Below are 17,434 nucleotides of genomic sequence, written 5' to 3' on the forward strand. Positions count from 1 at the left end.
TCTGCTGCGAGATCAAGCTGCCCGGATCATCCTCCGAACCGAACAACTCCCGCTGCCAGAGCGTGTAGTCCGCATACTGCACGGGCAACGCCGACCACTGCGGCTCCCGACCCTCCGCACGCGCCGCGTAAGCGAGGATCACGTCGCGGGCCAGCGGCGCCATCGACCAGCCGTCCGCCGCGATGTGGTGCATCAGCAGCAGCACGACGTGGTCCCGCGGCCCGACCCGGAACAGGTGGGCGCGCAGCGGCGGTTCGGCGGAGATGTCGAACGCGTACCCGGCGGCCATGGCGAGCCGCGCCGGCAGCTCCGCCTCGGTGGTGTCGGTGATCACCAGCTCGGGCCGCGCCGCGGCCGCGTCCAGGATGAGCTGGCGCGGCACTCCCCCGCTGTCGGGCAGGACGGTGCGGAGCGACTCGTGCCGCTCGACGAGGTCGCCGACGGCGGCGCGGAGCGCCTCCACGTCCAGCGGGCCGCGGATGCGCAGCGCGGTCGGCATGTTGTAGGTGGCGGACGGTCCCTCGAACCGGTTGAGGAACCAGAGCCGCTGCTGCGCGTAGGACGTGGGGATCACGTCCGGGCGTTCGCGCCGCTCCAGCGCGGGGCGCGCGGGCGCGGCGCCGCGCCCGAGGAGGGCGGCGAGCGCGGCGACGGTCGGCGCCTCGAACAGCGCCCGGACGGGCAGCTCCGCGTCGAGGGCGCGGCGGACCCGGCTGACCACCCGCATCGCGATGAGGGAGTTGCCGCCGAGCGCGAAGAAGTCGTCGTCGGCGCCGACCCGGTCCACGCCGAGCAGGTCGGCGAAGACGGCGGCGACGGCCTCCTCCGCCTCACCCGACGGGGCGCGGTACGCGGTCGCCGGGGTGATCGCCAGCTCCGGCTTCGGCAGCGCCCCCGTGTCGACCTTGCCGTTCGGGGTGAGCGGCATCTCGTCCAGGACGACGACGGCGGCGGGGACCATCGACTCCGGCAGGCTCTCGCGGATGTGGGCGCGCAACTCCTCGGGGTCGAGGGTCTGGCCGGGCGCGGCGACGACGTAGGCGACGAGGCGCTTCTCGCCCGGCCCCGCCGCCGCCTCCGGGAGCCGCGGGAGGTCGTGCGGTGCGCCGGGCAGGTCGAGCGCGCCGACGGTGACGGCGCCGCCGGAGGCGACGGCCGCCTCCAGGGTCCGCCGGTACCAGCCGGCGAGCCGCTCGGCCGTCGCGCGGTCGAACAGGTCGAGGGCGTACTCGAGGGTTCCCGCGTACCCGCCCGCGCCGTCGCGGGCGTCCTCCAGAAGGAACTCCAAATCGAACTTCGCGACCCCGGGGTCCACCGGCTCGACGGCGACGTTCAGGCCCGGCAGCTCGACCGACGCCTCGGGGTTGTTCTGCAGGGTCAGCATGACCTGGAACAGCGGGTGCCGCGCCAGCGACCGCGCCGGGTTGAGCACCTCGACGAGCCGCTCGAAGGGGACGTCCTGGTGGGCGTAGGCGGCGAGGTCGGTCTCCCGGACGCGGGCGAGCAGCTCGGCCATCGACGGGTCGCCGGAGGTGTCGGTCCGCAGCACCAGGGTGTTGACGAAGACGCCGACGAGGTCGTCCAGCGCCTCGTCCGTGCGGCCCGCGACGGGCGAGCCGATCGGCACGTCCGTCCCGGCGCCGAGCCGGGTGAGCAGCGCGGCGAGCGCGGCCTGCAGCACCATGAACACGCTGACCTGGTGGTCGCGGGCGAGGGCGCGCAGCCCGTCCGCCAGCTCCGCCGGGACCTCGAAGGCGACCTGCCCGCCCCGGTAGGAGGCGCGGTCCGGGCGGGGCCGGTCGTGCGGCAGCCTGATCTGGTCGGGCAGCCCGGCGAGGGCCTCCTTCCAGTAGGCGATCTGGCGGGCGGCGAGGCTCGCCGGGTCCCCCTCGTCGCCGAGCAGCGCGCGCTGCCAGAGCGCGTAGTCGGCGTACTGGACGGGCAGCGGCGCCCACCCGGGGGCGCCGCCGTCGCGGCGGGCCAGGTAGGCGGTGATGACGTCGCGGGCGAGCGGCGCCAGCGACCAGCCGTCGCCGGCGATGTGGTGCAGGACGATGAGGAGCAGGTGCTCGTCCTCGCCGAGCCGGTACAGGTGGGCGCGCAGCGGCGGCTCGTTCGCCAGGTCGAAGCCGCGGGTGGCGTCGGCGAACAGGGCGGCGCGCAGGTCCGCCGGCTCGGTGACCGTCAGGCGCGGATCGGCCTCCTCCGGCGCGAGGACCACCTGGTGCGGCTCGCCCTCAGGGTCGGCGAACAGCGTCCGCAGCGGCTCGTGGCGGGCGACGACGTCGCGCAGCGCCTCCCCCATCGCCGCGGGATCGACCGCGCCGGTGAGGCGCAGCGGGATCGGCAGGTTGTAGGTGGCGGTGGGCCCTTCGAGCCGGTTCAGGAACCAGAGGCGCTCCTGCGCGTAGGACACCGGCAGCGGGACGGGACGCTCTTCCACCGCCCGCAGCGCGAGGCGCTCGGCGCTCCCGGCGGAGGCGATGTACTCGGCGAGCCCCGCCACCGTCGGGGCCTCGAACAGGGCCCGCACGGGCAGTTCCACGTCCAGTGCGGCGCGGGCGCGGGCCACGATGCGGGTCGCCTTGAGGGAGTCGCCGCCGTGGTCGAAGAACCCGTCGTCGACACCGACGCGCTCCAGGCCGAGGACGCCGGCGAAGATCCCGCAGAGGATCTCCTCGCGGGCGTCGCGGGGGCCGCGGGAGGTGAGGGACGCGGCGAAGTCCGGTTCGGGGAGCGCCGCGCGGTCGAGCTTGCCGTTCGGGGTGAGCGGCATCTCCTCCAGCACGACGACGGCGGACGGCACCATGTAGTCCGGCAGCGTCCTGGCGACGAACGCCCGCAGCTCGGCCGGGCTCGCGGAGCCGACGACGTACCCGGCGAGGACGGTGTCGCCGACCGCGTCGCGGCGCGCGACCACGACGCTCTGCGTCACCGCCGGATGCGCGGACAGCGCCGCCTCGATCTCGCCCGGCTCGATACGGAACCCGCGGACCTTCACCTGGTGGTCGAGGCGGCCGAGGTACTCGATGTGGCCGGCGTCGTTCCAGCGGACGAGATCGCCCGTCCGGTACATCCGCTCCCCCGGCCCGCCGAACGGGCACGCGACGAACCGGTCCGCGGTCAGGCCGGGGCGGCGCAGGTATCCGCGCGCCAGCCCCTCGCCCGCCAGGTACAGCTCGCCGGGCACGCCGACCGGGACCGGGCCGAGCCGGTCGTCCAGCACGTAGGCGCGGGTGTTGGCCATCGGGCCGCCGATCGGCGCCACCGCGTCGGGGTTGCCGTCGTCGACCCACCACGTGGAGAAGACCGTCGCCTCGGTGGGGCCGTAGATGTTGGAGATGCGGGCCTTCGGCAGCAGGGCCCGGACGTCCCGCAAGAGCTGCGGCGGGAGCGCCTCGCCGCCGAGCGCCACGTCCCCCGCCTCCAGCCGCAGGCCGCCGCGTGCCAGCAGCGCCGCCACGGCCGACGGCACGCCGCTGACCAGCGTCCCGGACCAGCCGCCGCGCTCGGCGACCTCCAGCAGGTCCCGCATGACCTCGATCTCGCCGCCGACGGTGAGCGGCAGCAGCCACTCGAACACCGACACGTCGAAGTTCAGCGACGTGGAGAACAGCACGCGCGCCACCGTCGAGGCGGGCCCGTAGCTCGCCATCGACTTGACGCACAGGTCCACGACGTTGGCGTGGGAGATGACGACGCCTTTCGGGCGCCCCGTCGACCCGGAGGTGTAGATGACGTACGCCGGGTTCCCGGGCCGCAGCGGCCGGACGCGGTCGGCGTCGGCGACGTCGTCGCCGCGGAGCCCGTCCAGCTCGAGCGCGTCGAGCTCGACGCGGGCGGCGCCGGGCGGCAGGTCCGCGTCCCGCGTGGTGATGACGCAGGCGGGGGCGGCGTCCTCCAGCATGTAGGCGACGCGGTCGGCGGGGTAGGCCAGGTCGACCGGCTGGTAGGCGGCGCCCGCCTTCAGCACGGCCAGCGCCGCGACGACCAGGTTCTCGTCGCGCGGCAGCGCCAGGGCGACGAAGTCCTCCGCGCCGACCCCGCGCGCGATCAGGTGGCGGGCGAGGCGGTTGGCGCGCTCGTTCAGCTCCCGGTAGGTGAGGGTCGTGCCGCCGCGGGTGACGGCCGGGGCGTCCGGAGTGCGCGCGGCCTGCGCCTCGAACAGCTCGGGGACGACGGCGGGCGGGGCGGGGACCGCCGTGTCGTTCCACTCCTCCAGCACGAGGGCCCGCTCCGCGTCGTCGAGCAGGCCGATCTCGCGCAGCGGCGTGGCCGGGTCGACGTCGGCGAGCGCGCCCAGGAACCGGATGTACCGGTCCAGGTGCCGGGCGACCTGGTCCTCGGTGTACAGGTCCGGGTGCGCCTCGAAGTCGACGCGCAGGCCCGCCCCGTCGAAGTTGTCGTAGATGTTGATCGACAGGTCGTCGACCGGCCCCGTGGTGATCGCGTGCATGCGCGCCGGGAGGCCCGCGAAGTCCAGCCGGTAGTCGAACGCCATGATGTTGATGACCGGCCCGTAGAGGCGGCGGCGCTCGCCGAGCAGCTTCAGGTCCCGCAGCAGGTCCTCGCGCCGGTAGTGCTGGTGGCGCAGCGCCCGGGCGCTCGCCCGCGTCGCCGAGCGGACCAGCTCCTCCACCGTCATGTCGGGCCGGACCGACACGCGCAGCGGCAGCACCGTCGCCAGCAGCGCCGGGGTTTCCAGCGCGATCTGCGTGGTGCGGCCGGTGACGGCGAGCCCGAGGACGACGTCCTCGGTGCCGGCCATCCGCGCCACGTACGCGGCCGTCGCCGCGATCGCCAGGCCCGGCGTCGCGGTGCGGAGCCGGCGCGCGCCGGCCGCCAGCTCGGCGGTCCGCTCCGGCGGGACGACGGAGATCAGGCTCAGGTAGTCGGCGGTCGGCTCGGCCATCTCCTCCGACAGCGACGCCGCGACGGGCCGGTCGGCGAACCGCTCGGTCCAGTAGGCGCGGTCCCGCTCGAACTTCTCCGACGCCCGGTAGGCCTCCTCCTCGGCGAGGACCCTGCGGTAGTCGCCCGCCTCCGCGGGGACGTACTCGCCCCCCGCCGCCAGCGACGTGTAGATCTCCGCGGCGCGGCGGGCGATCAGCGGGCCGCAGTAGCCGTCCTGGATGATGTGGTGGGCGCGGATGAACCAGCGGTGCAGGCCGGGGGCCAGCCGCAGCAGGGCGGTGGAGTACAGGCGCTCGGCGTCCAGCGGCAGCGGCTCGGCCATCGCCTCCCGCATCCACGCCCGCGCGGCGGCGTCCGGGTCGGGCTCGCCCGACAGGTCCACGAGCGGGATCGTGGCGGTCGCGTCCGGGTCGAGCACCTGGTGCGGCAGGCCGTCCCGCTCGGCGATCCGGATGTTCATCGCCAGCGCCTCGTGGGCCGCGATGCGCGCCACCCGGTCGAACAGCCCGTGGTCGATCGGGCCTTCGATCTCGATGTACTGCGCGATGTGGATCGGCGTCCGCGGCGCCAGCTGCTGCGCGTACCAGACGCTCCGCTGGGCGGCCGAAAGGGGAACGTACTCGGTGGACATCAAGTGGTGCTTTCCCGGTCGCAGGGGGTTTGCTTCACGCCCGGTTTCGGGTCCGGCAGGACGCCGGCGGGCAGAAATCCAAAGAGAATGACCACAGAAATGATCGGGTTTCCCCGTCCCCTTTCACCCCGAGTTCCCTCCGGGGACGCACATCGCCCGCGCGATCCCGGAGTCAACGCCCTGTGTTCCGGTCAATACGGAGCGCCGCCGCTTTCCGCCCTCGCCCGTCTTCCGCCCTCGTCCCACGATCTACTCAGGAGTAGCGGGGTCACAGTCAACCAGCCGGTCACATGCCTCGCAATCCCCTCAAAAGCAGAAGTTGCCTCGCCCCATTGCTAACAGGAGTGACAAAATCATCGGCCGACGGGTCCGTTCCGGACCGGCCGGACGCTCGCCGGGTGACAAAGGTTGACAACCGAATCCGGCCAGCCCGGTCACACTCGGTGAACGGCGGGCCCGCTACCTGCCCGAGTACTCGTGCACCACCACCGCGGCGGCCCGCACCCCCGGGTGCCGCTGCAGCACCGCCTCGATCTCGCCCAGCTCCATCCGCACCCCGGCGATCTTGACCTGGCGGTCGACGCGCCCCAGGTACTGCAGGGTGGGGCGGTCCTCGCCGCCCGCGCCGGGCGGCAGCAGCCGCACCGCGTCGCCCGTCCGGTAGAGGCGCCCGGTCGGGGACGCGCCGAAGGGGTCCCGGTAGAACGCCTCGCGCGTGCGATCGGCGTCGCCGAGATAGCCGCGGCCGACCACCACGCCGCCGACGAACAGCTCCCCGGTCTCGCCGACGTCGCACGCCGACCAGGCGCCGTCCACCTCCGGCCGCAGCACGTACAGGCGCGCGTTGATGACCGGCGTGCCGATGGGGAGGCGGAGAAGGCCCAGGTCACCGGCCGTCACGGTGTGGTGGGTGACGTCGTCGGAGCACTCGGTCGGGCCGTAGGCGTTCAGCAGCCGGGCGTGCGGCACCGCCTCCAGCCACCGGCGGGCCAGCTCGGCCGGCAGCTCCTCGCCGGTGGCGATCATCCAGCGCAGGCCCGCCAGCGGGCGGACCCCGCCGCCCCCGGCCGCGGAGGCGTCCGGCGGCAGGTCGTCCAGCAGGTGCCTGACCATGGTCGGGACGAGCTCGACGACCGTGATGCCCTGCGCGTCCACCGCGCGGGCGAACGCGACCGGGTCGTGCCCCACCTCGTCGCCGACCACGTCCACCCGGCCGCCCAGCAGCAGCGGGCAGAGCATCTGCCAGATCGAGATGTCGAACCCCAGCGGGGCGGTGAACGCGACCACGTCGTCGCCGGTCAGCTCCAGGTCGACGATCTTCGCCCAGAGGTGGTTGAGCATGCCCTGGTGCTCGACGACCGCGCCCTTGGGACGGCCCGTCGAACCCGAGGTGAACAGCACGTACCGGGGCTGGTCGGGCGCGCTCAGGCGCGGCTCCCCCGTCCACGGGGCCAGGCCGTCCGCCCGGGAGGCGGCGACGACCCGGCACCCCGCCTCCGCCGCCCCCTCCAGCAGCGCCGGCGCCACCCGGTCCCCCGGGTCGACCGTGATCAGCACCGCCGCGCCCGCCTGGTCGAGGACGTCGCGGACGCGGGCGGCGGGCCAGGTCTCGTCGGCCGGGACGTACAGGGCGCCGACCAGCTCGATCGCGAGGAACGCGGCGATGACGCCCGCGCAGCGGCCGCCGCCCACGCCGACGACCTCGCCGGGGCGGACCCCCTCGTCCTCCAGCAGCGCGGCGAGCCGGCGCGCCTCGGCGACCAGCCCGGCGTAGGAGAGCGTCCGGTGCTCGTCGGCGACGGCGGGGCGGTCGCGCTCGGCGGCGATCCGCTCCACCCGCGCGATGACCGGGGCGGAGAGGTCGCCGTCCCACTCGCGGCTCATCCCGAGCCGCGCGGCCAGCTCGCGGGCGCGCTCGGCCTGCCCCGCGGACACGTCCAGCGCGGGCAGCCCGGCCAGGGGGAGCAGCCGGTCCACGGCGGGTCCGCGAGCACTCATCTTTACTCTCCGTGTTGTAGAACTTCTCCGCTGTAACAGAAAAACAAGCGGCCGCCATAGCCTAAGTCTGGCCCGGCAGAAGTACCACGCATTCTGCCCTACCGGCGGGTAATCAGGGGGTTGCGGCGGCAAGATGCCCGAAGGTACCGTGATGCCTCGCCATGGCTCTGGCGTGAAGCCCGCGGCGAACTTCGGGGGAAGACGAGGGAATTGCTTCTTCATTTCAGGATGGCAGCGTGCCGATAATAACCTCGCCGCAGGAATTCAACGTCGACGACCTTTACGTCGATCTTCGGCATGTCATCGAACGCCCGCTCTACCTCAAATGCGAGGGCTTCAATTTCGCCGGTTCGGTGAAACTGAAGGCGGCCGCGGCGATGGTCGAGGCGGCCGAGCGCGACGGCGCGCTCACCCCCGACTCGATCATCGTGGAGTCGTCGTCGGGCAACCTCGGGATCGCGCTCAGCCTGATCGCCGCGAGCCGCGGCCTGCGGTTCGTCTGCGTCACCGACCCGCGCTGCAACCCGGCCTCGATGCGGGTCATGCGGGCCCTCGGCGCGGAGGTGCGCGTGGTGTCCGACCGGGACGCCAACGGCGGCTACCTCGGCGGGCGCATCGACTACGTCCGGAACCTGTGCGCGTCCGGGGACGGCTACGTGTGGCTGAACCAGTACGCCAACCGCAACAACTGGCTGGCGCACTACCGCGGGACCGCCCCGGCGATCGACCGCGAGTTCCCCGACCTGGAGGTCCTGTTCGTCGGCGCCGGGACGACCGGCACGCTGATGGGCTGCGCCCGCTACTTCCGCGAGCACCGCCGGCCCGTCACCGTCGTGGCGGTGGACGCGGTCGGCTCCGTCACCTTCGGCGGCATCCCCGAGCGCCGGATGGTGCCGGGCCTCGGCACCAGCAGCAGGCCGGACCTCGTGGACGAGTCGTTCGTCGACGACGTCGTGCACGTCCCCGAGACCGACACGATCCGGACCGTCCACGCGCTGGCCGCGCGGGGGTTCCTGTTCGGCGGCTCCACCGGCACCGTCGTGTCGGGCGCCTCCCGCTGGCTGGAGGCCAAGTACCCCGGCGAGGACCCCGTGGCCGTGGCCATCGCCCCCGACCTCGGCGAACGCTACCTCGATTCCATCTACGAGGAGAACTGGCTGCGCGAACACTTCGGCGACCCGGCCGCTATCCTCGCCGACTGATCATCTACAGGAATACGGAGTTCCCCACATGACGCAGGCCCCAACGTTCGCCGTGGTCTCCGGCGCCCAGGTCCACGAGGCGGTCGCCGGGCGCGAGGCGGAGGTCACCCGGATGGTCGAGGCGGCCTACCGGCTGCACGGCGAGGGCCTGACGGTCAACCCGGACTCCTACTTCCTGCGCTTCCCCGACCGTCCGTCCGACCGGATCATCGCCCTGCCCGCCTCGGTCAAGGGCGAGGTCGGCGTGCACGGCATCAAGTGGATCTCCAGCTTCCCCGGCAACGTCGCGAACGGCATCCCCCGCGCGTCGGCGGTGCTGATCCTCAACGACGCCGAGACGGGCTACCCGTTCGCGTGCCTGGAGAGCTCCATCATCTCCGCCGCCCGCACCGCCGCGTCCGCCGCGCTGGCCGCCGCGGCCCTCGCCGACCGCCGCGGCCCGCGTCCCCGCCGGGTCGGCTTCGTCGGCGCCGGCCTCATCGCCCGCTACATCCACACCTATCTGGCGGGAAACGGCTTCGCCTTCGACGAGCTCGGCGTCCACGACCTGTCGCGCGAGCACGCCGAGGGGTTCCAGGGGTACCTGGAGCGCACCGAGAAGGGCGAGATCACGATCCACGACTCGGCCGAGTCGCTGATCCGCTCGTCCGACCTGGTCGTCTTCGCGACCGTCGCGGGCGAGCCGCACGTCACCGAACCGGGCTGGTTCGCGCACCACCCCCTCGTCCTGCACGTGTCGCTGCGCGACCTCTCCCCCGAGATCATCCTGTCGTCGTACAACGTCGTGGACGACGTCGAGCACTGCATGAAGGCGAACACGTCCCCGCACCTGGCCGAGCAGCGGGTCGGCCACCGCGACTTCGTCGCCGGGACCCTGCACGACGTCCTCACGGGCGCGACGACCCCGCCCGCCGACAAGCCGGTGGTGTTCTCACCGTTCGGCCTCGGCGTCCTGGACCTGGCCGTGGCGAAGTACGTCTACGACCAGGTCGCGTCGTCGGGCGGGCTGAACACCGTCCCCGGCTTCTTCCACGAGATGAAGCGCTACGGCTGACGACCCCTTCAGGCGCGCACCGCGGGCCTGAGGACCTCCTCGCACCACTGCCGGAAGGTGGTCGGGGTGTCGATCGCGTGCCGGGGCGTGCGGGCGATCGCGTCGTCCAGGCCGTCCTCCTTGGCCGCCAGCATGTCCAGCATGCTCCGCACCATGGCGCCGGACATGCCTCGGGCGGTGAGCCGGTCCGCGAGGGTCTGGGGGGAGACCTGCCTGTACTGGACGGAGGTCCCGAGAACCTCGGAGATGACGGCGGCCATGGCGTTGTAGGACAGGTTCTCGGGACCCAGCAAGGGGATCTCTTCCTGGCCGGTCCAGGAGGTGTCGAGCAGCAGGCGGGCGGCGACGGCCGCGATGTCCCGCGTGGCGACGACGCGCAGCTCGCGGTCGGGAGAGACCACGTCGAAGAACAGGCCCTGCTCCCTGATCGTCTCGACCTGCCGGAGCACGTTGTCCATGAACCCGGACGCGGCCAGCGCGCGGAAGGCGACCCCGGTGCCGGCGATCAGGTCGTCCATGGCCAGCGACGCGGTCACGTGCCCGGCCCTGGCCGCCTGGGGGGTCCCGCGGCCGAGGGCGCTGACGTCCACGACGCGCTTGACCCCGAGGTCGCGCATCGCGTCCGCCGCCGGCCTCGTGAAGCCCAGGAACGACTCCTTCACGTCGGCGGCGCGGGGATCCGAGGGCAGCAGCCAGAAGACGGCGTCGGCCCCCTCGAAGGCTCGGGCGACGACCCGCGCGTCGCCGTGCGACCCTTGGACGACATCGACACGTTCCCGCACGCCGGCCGGCAGCTTGGCCGGATCGCGCGCGATGACGCGGAGCGGCTCGCCGGCCGCGAGGACGTGGTCGACGATCTGGTGCCCGATGTTCCCGGTGGGAGCGGTAATGACGATCATGGCTTCCCTCCAACGGCTCGCCATGGAAATAAGTAAACTCAACCGTACCGTTTATTTTTGAGGACGCAACCCGATGAGTGCAGCAGGCGCATCCGCGCCGCGGGGCCGGCAGCGGCGCGGTGAGGAGCTGCGGCGCCACATCCTGCTGGTGGCCAAGGACGTGTTCCTGGAGACCGGCTACGAACGGGCGTCGATGGACACCGTCGCGACGCGCGCCGGGACGTCGAAGCGGTCGCTGTACGCGCATTTCGAGAGCAAGGACAAGCTGTTCCTCGCCGTCATGGACTGGGTCCGCGAGCTCTACCTGGGCAGGCTGAAGACCCCGGACGCCTACGCCGAGGACCCCGCCGAGGCAGTGGCGCTGTTCTGCGGGCGCTTCCTGCAGCTGATGGTCTGGGAACCCCAGGTGCGGACCTGCCGGCTCTCCATCGCCGAAGCCGAGCGCCTGCCCGGCAGCTCCAGCGCCTACTTCGACGCCATCTTCGCCAGCACCGAGGAGCGGCTCACCGGCTACCTGGCCGAGCACGACGTCCAGGACGCCGCGGACCTCGCCCAGGACCTGCTCGCCCGGACGGTGCTGCCGCGCCTGTTCCGCACGCTCCTCAACGTCGACGACCCGAGCCGGGACGACCCCGGCGAGCAGGTCCTGCCCGAAGCCGTGGATCTTCCCGCCATCCGCCGCCTGGTGTCGGCGGCCCTGCGGGGAGGTCAGGCGACGGCTTCGTCCACGGGATGAAGCCGTCGCCTGACGCCCGGTCGCGGCGAGCGGGGTACGGGGTCAGGAGCGGGCAGGTTCCGTCTCGACGGGAGTGGCGCCGTGGTCGGAGGCCGCGGCGGACCCGCGGGTCACCGGGGCAGAGGCCGCAGTGGTGCGGGCTTGGCTCAGTTCGAGCCGGTGTGACACGACGGCCAGCACCAGAGCGGAGGCGGCCAGGACGGCCCCGACGGCGTTCGGAGCCGTGTAGCCGAGGCCCGCGGAGATCACCAGGCCGCCGAGCCAGGCGGACAGGGCGTTGCCCAGGTTGAAGGCGCCGATGTTCACCGCGGAGGCGAGCGTCGGCGCGCCGTGGGCGTGGTCCAGGACGCGCTTCTGCAGCGGCGGGACGGTGGCGAAGCCCAGAAGGCCGATGAGGAAGACGGCCACGACGGACGCGGCCTTGCCGGAGGCCAGGAAGGTGAACAGCAGCAGGACCAGCGCGAGGCCGCCGAGAGCGGTGAAGAGCATCGGCATGAGCCTGCGGTCCGCGAAACGGCCGCCGATGAGGTTCCCGGCCACCATGCCCAGGCCGAAGACCACCAGCAGCCAGGTGACGGAGGACTCCGCGAAGCCGCCGACCTCGGTCATCATCGGCGCGATGTAGGTGATCGCGGCGAACACCCCTCCGAAGCCGAGGACCGTCATGGCCATGGCCAGGACGACCTGGGTGCTCCTGAAGGCGGCCACCTCGTGCCGCAGCCGCACCCCTTCCGGCCTGGGCACGTCCGGTACCAGCCTGGCGACGCCGGCCAGGCCGAGCACGCCGAGGGCGGCGACGATCAGGAAGGTCACGCGCCAGCCGGCGGTCTGGCCCACGAACGTGCCGAGGGGCACGCCGACGACGTTGGCCACGGTCAGGCCGGTGAACATCATGGAGATGGCGCCGGCCTTCTTCTCCGGCGCGACGAGTTCGGCGGCCACGACGGAGCCGATGCCGAAGAAGGCGCCGTGGGCCAGCGACGCCACCACCCGGCCGGCCAGCATGACGGCGAAGACCGGGGCGACGGCGGAGATGAGGTTGCCGACGATGAACAGGCCCATGAGCAGCATGAGCATCGTCTTACGAGAGATCTTGGTGCCGAGGACGGTCATGACCGGTGCGCCGATCATGACGCCGAGGGCGTAGCCGGTGACCAGGAACCCGGCCGTCGGCACGGACACGCCGAGGTCCGCGCCGACCTGGGGCAGCAGCCCCATGATCACGAACTCCGTGGTGCCGATTCCGAAGGCCCCGATGGCCAGGGCCAGCAGTGCGAGCGGCATGGTGGGCGGTCCTCTCGACGTTCCAGGCAAGGTTGCACAGGCGTTCTATGAGAGTCGACAATAATTGCAGACGCGGGCTAATTGCAAGCGCGGGTATAGTGAGGTCCGTGACACGGCGGCCGGTCTGCCGGCGCGTCCGCTCGCACGACCCGACCGAGGGAGCTGCCCATGACCGCCACCGACCCGGCGATGACCGCACTGGCGCACGGCTGGTCGGCGCTCTCGCTGCTGCACGGGCGCATCGAGAGCAGAGTCGAGCGCGCCCTCCAGGCCGAACACCGGTTGAGCGCACGCGAGTACTCGCTGCTGGACGTCCTGAGCCGCCAGCACGACGGCGAGGGCGGACACCTGCAGATGCGGCAGGTCGCCGACTCGGTCGTCCTCAGCCAGAGCGCCACCACGCGGCTGGTGACCCGGCTGGAGGACCGCGGGCTGCTCTCCCGCTACCTGTGCCCCACCGACCGCCGCGGCATCTACACCGACGTCACCGACGCCGGCCTTCGCCTCCTGGAGGAGGCCCGCCCCACCCACAACACGGCGCTGCGCGAGGCCCTCGACCAGGCGGCCACCGAGCCGGCGCTCGCGCCCCTGGTCCAGGCGGTGCTGCAATTGCAGGACGACGTCCAGCCGGCATGACCTGCCGCATGCGGCGCCGCCGCGAAAGGCGCGGCGGGCGCCCGACCCCTTAGCGGCCCGCTAGGGCTTCCGCGCGACGGCGGCGTACATGTTCGTGGCGGTGTCGGGGAGGACCGGCGCGCCGGGCGCGGGGCGCCAGCGCGGCATCGGGACGACGCCGGGGTCGAGGAGCTCCAGCCCGGTGAAGAGGCGCTCCACCTCGGCGTGGTCCCGCAGGTACATGGGGATGCCGCTGCTGGTGTAGTCATCGGCGAGCCGCCGCGACTCGGGCGCGAGGTCGCCGGTGGGGATGGTGACGGCGACGTGGCTGCCGGGAACGAGCGGAGCGACGAGCGCCTCCATCAGGCCCTGGGCGTCCTCGACGAACTGGAGCATCGCGATCACGGTCAGCGCGACCGGCCGGGACAGGTCGAGGACGTCGCGCAGCACGGGATCGGCGTGGAGCTCCTCGGGGGACCGCATGTCGGCCTCGATGTAGGCGGTGCGGCCCTCCGGCGTGCTGGCCAGCAGCGCACGCGCGTGGGCGAGGACGATTGGGTCGTTGTCGACGTAGACGACCCGCGCGTCCGGCGCCACCTCCTGGACCACCTCGTGCAGGTTCGGCGAGGACGGGATGCCGGTCCCGACGTCGACGAACTGCCGCACGCCCAGCTCGGCGAGATGGCGGCCCATCCGCTGCATGCAGGCCCGGTTGGCGATCATCGAGGTGCGCAGCCCCGGCCAGTTCGCCAGCACCGCGGCCGCGGTGTCCCGGTCGGCGGCGTAGTTGTCCTTGCCGCCGATGATGTAGTCGTAGACCCGTGCCGAGTGCGGTCGGTCGGTCTGCAGGTCCACCTCACCGGCCCGGCCCTGCGGAACGTCGGACATCTCCGGTACCGCCTTCGCTCGCGCCTCCAGATCCGATGATCACTCTAGTTCCGGACCACCCGCCCGACCCCCCATTCCCCAACCCCGACCGGTTTCGGCGCCAGGGTGGACGCGCGGTGACCGCGGCCAGACGGTCCCGGTCACCGCACCCGCGTCAGCCGAACTCGGAGGTGTCCAGCTCGAGCGCGAACGGCTCCGGCAGCGGCAGCGGCTTGCCGAACGGCACCTGGTCCATGTGCCCGTAGTCCTCGCCGTCCGGCCCGCTGAACAGGCTCACCCTGTCCTCGTCACGGTCTACCAACAGGTAGAACGGCACTCCCGCCCGGGCGTACCCGGTCCGCTTCGCCTCTCGATCCCGTTTCGGCCTGCTGGACGTCACCTCGACCACCATGACGATCGCGTCGTCACCCTCCACGGGCATCCACGAGGCAGCCCCCTGGAAGGGGTCCTTCTCTACGGATATGAACGTGATGTCCGGGATCACCCGATTATCGGGCTTGCCCTCAACGCCAGGAACCACGAGGCCCTTGTTGCCGGAACACTCGAACTCGATGGCGCTGTAGCGGATGACCTGGCGGATGATCTTGCCGATGCATCGCTCGTGGTCGCCAAGGGGGGGTGGGGTCACGACGATCTCTCCGTCGATCAGCTCGGCTCGGAAGCCCTCCGGGGTGTCGAGGGCGAGGAAACCTTCCAGGACGACGTCCGCGTCATCGTGCGACAGAGGCTCTTGAACCATCACAGTCATGCCCTGCTCCTTTCCTCGCGAGCGAGTCTATGAGCAGAGCGCCACCTTTCGCATACAGATCGTAGTTGCCGAGCTTGACGGTCCCAGCGTACGGCGCTGCGCATCACGCGGGACTTAGAACGAGCGCGAGTGGGCACGGTCTGTCTATGGATGAGCGAGATGTTCCGCGTGGGGACGTGCAGGAGCTGTCGGACTTCGAGCTGGTCGTGTACGAGACGGTGGCGGAGATCGACAAGGAGCGCGGGGCGGCGGACTTCGAGACGATCGGGGCGCTCGTGGACGCGCCCGAGGAGGATCTGTGGGCCGCGCTCGGCCACCTCGTGTCGATCAACCACCTGCACTCGACGAGCAAGGGGTACGTGCTCGGGCCGCACGACTGGGCGCCCTGACCGTCCCGGTGGATGGGAAGGGGCCGGAGGCGGGCGGCGGGCGCGCGGCACGATGACCCGGTAGGCCTGGGACACGTGTGGGAGGATGCCCGATGAAGCTCGTCGTCACCGAGGAACAGCGGGAGCTGCGGGACGCGCTGCGGCGCTTCTTCGCCGACCGGTCCCCCGCCGCCGAGGTGCGGCGGCTGATGGAGACGGCCGAGGGCCACGACCCGAAGGTGTGGCGGCAGATGGCCGAGCAGCTCGGGCTGCAGGGCCTCGCGATCGCCGAGGAGCACGGCGGCGCCGGGTTCGGCGTGCGGGAGCTGGCCGTGGTGTTCGAGGAGATGGGGCGGGCCGTCGTGTGCTCCCCCTTCCTCGCGACGATCACGGCCGCGGCGGCGCTGGGGGCCGGGGAGGGCGGGCACGACCTGCTCGCCGGCCTCGCGGACGGGTCGGTGATCGGGACGCTCGCGGTGGCCGAGGACGGCGGGTCCTGGGACCCCGCCTCGGTGCGGGCGACGTTCGAGGACGGAGTGCTGCGGGGGACGAAGAACTTCGTCCTGGACGGGCACATCGCCGACCTGGTCCTCGTGGCGGCCAGAGGCGGGGACGGGGTCGGGGTCTACGCCGTCGAGGACGCGGCGGGTCTCGTCCGGCACGCCCTCCCGACGCTCGACCAGACGCGGAGGCTGGCGCGGATCGAGCTGGACGGGGTCGCGGCGCGCAGGGTCGGGGGGCCGGACGCGCTGGCGCGGGCCCTGGACGTCGCGGCCGTGGCGCTGGCCGCCGAGCAGCTCGGCGGCGCGCAGCGGACCCTGGACATGACGGTCGAGTACGCGAAGGTGCGGCACCAGTTCGGGCGGCCGATCGGGTCGTTCCAGGCGGTCAAGCACCGGTGCGCCGACATGTTCGTGCTGGTGGAGTCGGCGCGGTCGGCGGTGCTGAACGCGGCGGCCGCCGCCGACGAGAGCCCGGACGAGCTGCCGGCCGCCGCCGCGCTCGCCCAGGCGTACTGCTCGGAGGCCTTCTTCCACACGGCGGGCGAGGCGATCCAGCTGCACGGCGGCATCGGGTTCACCTGGGAGCACGACGCGCACCTGTACTTCAAGCGGGCGCAGTCGTCCCGGGAGCTGTTCGGGTCGCCGGACCGGCACCGCGAGCGCCTGGCCGCCCTCGCCGGGCTCACGGGTGCAGCCGCAACCCCTTGAGCACCTTGTCCACGCCGTTCCTCGGGCCGTGGACGGCGAACCCGACCAGCGGCATCTCCTCGGCGGTGACGGCGCGGACGGTCGCGCGGTTCGCCTCGTCGTGGCCCGTCTTGAACATGTCCTCGATGTAGACGGCGACGTCCATCCCGCGGGCGAGGGCGCGGGCGTGGGCGGTCGAGATCGCCTCGGGCCCGGCCTCGTAGACCAGGACGGGCTGGCGGAACATCGCCAGGTAGGTGTTGCCGGACGCGTCCTCGTACGGCTCTCCGATGACGCCGGGGACGCCGCCCGCGACGGCGCTCGCGAGGAACGCGGTGACGTTGAGCCGCTGCCAGGCGGCCAGGTCGTCGCGGACCACGATCCCGATCTTGGTGTCGAAACGCATGCGGTCCAGCCTGGCCCGGACCGGGGCGCGCCGTCTTGAACGCTCGTGCGCCAGACTGGGGCGCGTGGACTGGAGCAGGTACTGGCGGTCGCCCGACCGCCCCCTGGAGGCGATGCACGCCCACTTCGAGCGGCACGCCTACCACCGGCACAGCCACGAGACGTACTCGTTCGGCGTCACCGAGGACGGCTACCAGGCGTTCCGGTGCCGGGGCGGGGCCCACACGAGCGCGGCCGGGATGGTCATCGCGTTCAACCCCGACGACCCGCACGACGGCCACGCCGCCGACGAGCTCGGCTTCACCTACCGCATCGTCCACGTCGGCGCCGAGCTGATCTCGGACGTGCTCGCCGACATCGCGGCGCGCCCGGTCGGGCTGCCGCTGTTCGACGCGCCCGTCGTGCCGGACCCCGCGCTCGCCGGGGCCCTGCGCGGGCTGCACGCGGCGCTGCTCGGCGGCGCGGCGCCCGCGCGGCCCGACGAGCTGCTGACCGCGGCCGT

14 protein-coding genes are annotated in these 17,434 nt (G+C 72.7%); 7 read left to right on the plus strand and 7 right to left on the minus strand.

Annotated elements, in window-relative coordinates; all coding sequences use genetic code 11:
* Both ABD944_RS41180 and ABD944_RS41185 read right to left on the minus strand, forming a co-directional pair.
* A partial coding sequence (locus ABD944_RS41180; RefSeq protein WP_345187447.1) for an amino acid adenylation domain-containing protein occupies positions 1 to 5,545 on the minus strand: 5,545 nt, incomplete at its 3' end.
* Between the two features lie 459 nt (positions 5,546 to 6,004).
* Complete coding sequence (locus ABD944_RS41185) at positions 6,005 to 7,543, minus strand: amino acid adenylation domain-containing protein (RefSeq protein WP_345187450.1); 1,539 nt, start codon at positions 7,541 to 7,543, stop codon at positions 6,005 to 6,007.
* A gap of 236 nt (positions 7,544 to 7,779) precedes the next feature.
* Here ABD944_RS41185 and sbnA point away from each other — a divergent pair, with 236 nt between their 5' ends.
* Both sbnA and sbnB read left to right on the plus strand, forming a co-directional pair.
* Positions 7,780 to 8,745, plus strand: a complete 966-nt coding sequence (gene sbnA, locus ABD944_RS41190; RefSeq protein WP_345187452.1) for a 2,3-diaminopropionate biosynthesis protein SbnA — start codon at positions 7,780 to 7,782, stop codon at positions 8,743 to 8,745.
* Between the two features lie 28 nt (positions 8,746 to 8,773).
* Entirely contained in the window at positions 8,774 to 9,799 is a 1,026-nt protein-coding gene (sbnB, locus tag ABD944_RS41195) for a 2,3-diaminopropionate biosynthesis protein SbnB (RefSeq protein WP_345187455.1), read from the plus strand.
* 8 nt (positions 9,800 to 9,807) lie between these two features.
* Here sbnB and ABD944_RS41200 read toward each other — a convergent pair whose 3' ends face one another.
* The gene (locus tag ABD944_RS41200; protein ID WP_345187457.1) at positions 9,808 to 10,698 is read right to left on the minus strand and encodes an NAD(P)H-binding protein; all 891 of its coding nucleotides are present in this window, start codon (positions 10,696 to 10,698) and stop codon (positions 9,808 to 9,810) included.
* A gap of 73 nt (positions 10,699 to 10,771) precedes the next feature.
* Between ABD944_RS41200 and ABD944_RS41205 the strand changes: the two genes are divergently transcribed.
* Positions 10,772 to 11,434, plus strand: coding sequence for a TetR/AcrR family transcriptional regulator (locus tag ABD944_RS41205; protein ID WP_345187460.1), 663 nt, complete (start codon positions 10,772 to 10,774; stop codon positions 11,432 to 11,434).
* 42 nt (positions 11,435 to 11,476) lie between these two features.
* Here the strand turns inward: ABD944_RS41205 and ABD944_RS41210 are convergent, their stop codons facing one another.
* A complete protein-coding gene (locus ABD944_RS41210; RefSeq protein WP_345187462.1) occupies positions 11,477 to 12,718 on the minus strand; it encodes an MFS transporter in 1,242 nt (413 codons plus the stop codon).
* A gap of 168 nt (positions 12,719 to 12,886) precedes the next feature.
* On the opposite strand from ABD944_RS41210, the gene ABD944_RS41215 reads away from it, so the two are divergent.
* Positions 12,887 to 13,354, plus strand: coding sequence for a MarR family winged helix-turn-helix transcriptional regulator (locus ABD944_RS41215; RefSeq protein ID WP_345187464.1), 468 nt, complete (start codon positions 12,887 to 12,889; stop codon positions 13,352 to 13,354).
* Positions 13,355 to 13,414: 60 nt separating this feature from the next.
* Here the strand turns inward: ABD944_RS41215 and ABD944_RS41220 are convergent, their stop codons facing one another.
* Positions 13,415 to 14,221 carry an SAM-dependent methyltransferase gene (locus tag ABD944_RS41220; RefSeq protein WP_345187466.1) on the minus strand — a complete coding sequence of 269 codons (807 nt, stop codon included), beginning with the start codon at positions 14,219 to 14,221 and terminating at the stop codon, positions 13,415 to 13,417.
* A 154-nt stretch (positions 14,222 to 14,375) separates the two neighbouring features.
* Positions 14,376 to 14,969, minus strand: a complete 594-nt coding sequence (locus ABD944_RS41225; RefSeq protein WP_345187470.1) for a Uma2 family endonuclease — start codon at positions 14,967 to 14,969, stop codon at positions 14,376 to 14,378.
* A gap of 146 nt (positions 14,970 to 15,115) precedes the next feature.
* Here ABD944_RS41225 and ABD944_RS41230 point away from each other — a divergent pair, with 146 nt between their 5' ends.
* Positions 15,116 to 15,358: a Rossmann-fold NAD(P)-binding domain-containing protein gene (locus ABD944_RS41230; RefSeq protein WP_179836019.1), complete on the plus strand. Its 243-nt coding sequence runs from the start codon at positions 15,116 to 15,118 to the stop codon at positions 15,356 to 15,358.
* A 92-nt stretch (positions 15,359 to 15,450) separates the two neighbouring features.
* The gene (locus ABD944_RS41235) at positions 15,451 to 16,548 is read left to right on the plus strand and encodes an acyl-CoA dehydrogenase family protein (protein WP_345187473.1); all 1,098 of its coding nucleotides are present in this window, start codon (positions 15,451 to 15,453) and stop codon (positions 16,546 to 16,548) included.
* On the opposite strand, the gene ABD944_RS41240 is transcribed toward ABD944_RS41235, so the two are convergent.
* The gene (locus ABD944_RS41240; protein WP_345187474.1) at positions 16,523 to 16,933 is read right to left on the minus strand and encodes a DUF2000 family protein; all 411 of its coding nucleotides are present in this window, start codon (positions 16,931 to 16,933) and stop codon (positions 16,523 to 16,525) included. The genes ABD944_RS41235 and ABD944_RS41240 overlap by 26 nt on opposite strands.
* A gap of 64 nt (positions 16,934 to 16,997) precedes the next feature.
* Here ABD944_RS41240 and ABD944_RS41245 point away from each other — a divergent pair.
* A partial coding sequence (locus ABD944_RS41245; protein ID WP_345187476.1) for an AraC family ligand binding domain-containing protein occupies positions 16,998 to 17,434 on the plus strand: 437 nt, incomplete at its 3' end.

Origin of the sequence: Actinomadura verrucosospora (genome assembly GCF_039540335.1) — a bacterium.
GTDB lineage: Bacteria > Actinomycetota > Actinomycetes > Streptosporangiales > Streptosporangiaceae > Spirillospora > Spirillospora verrucosospora.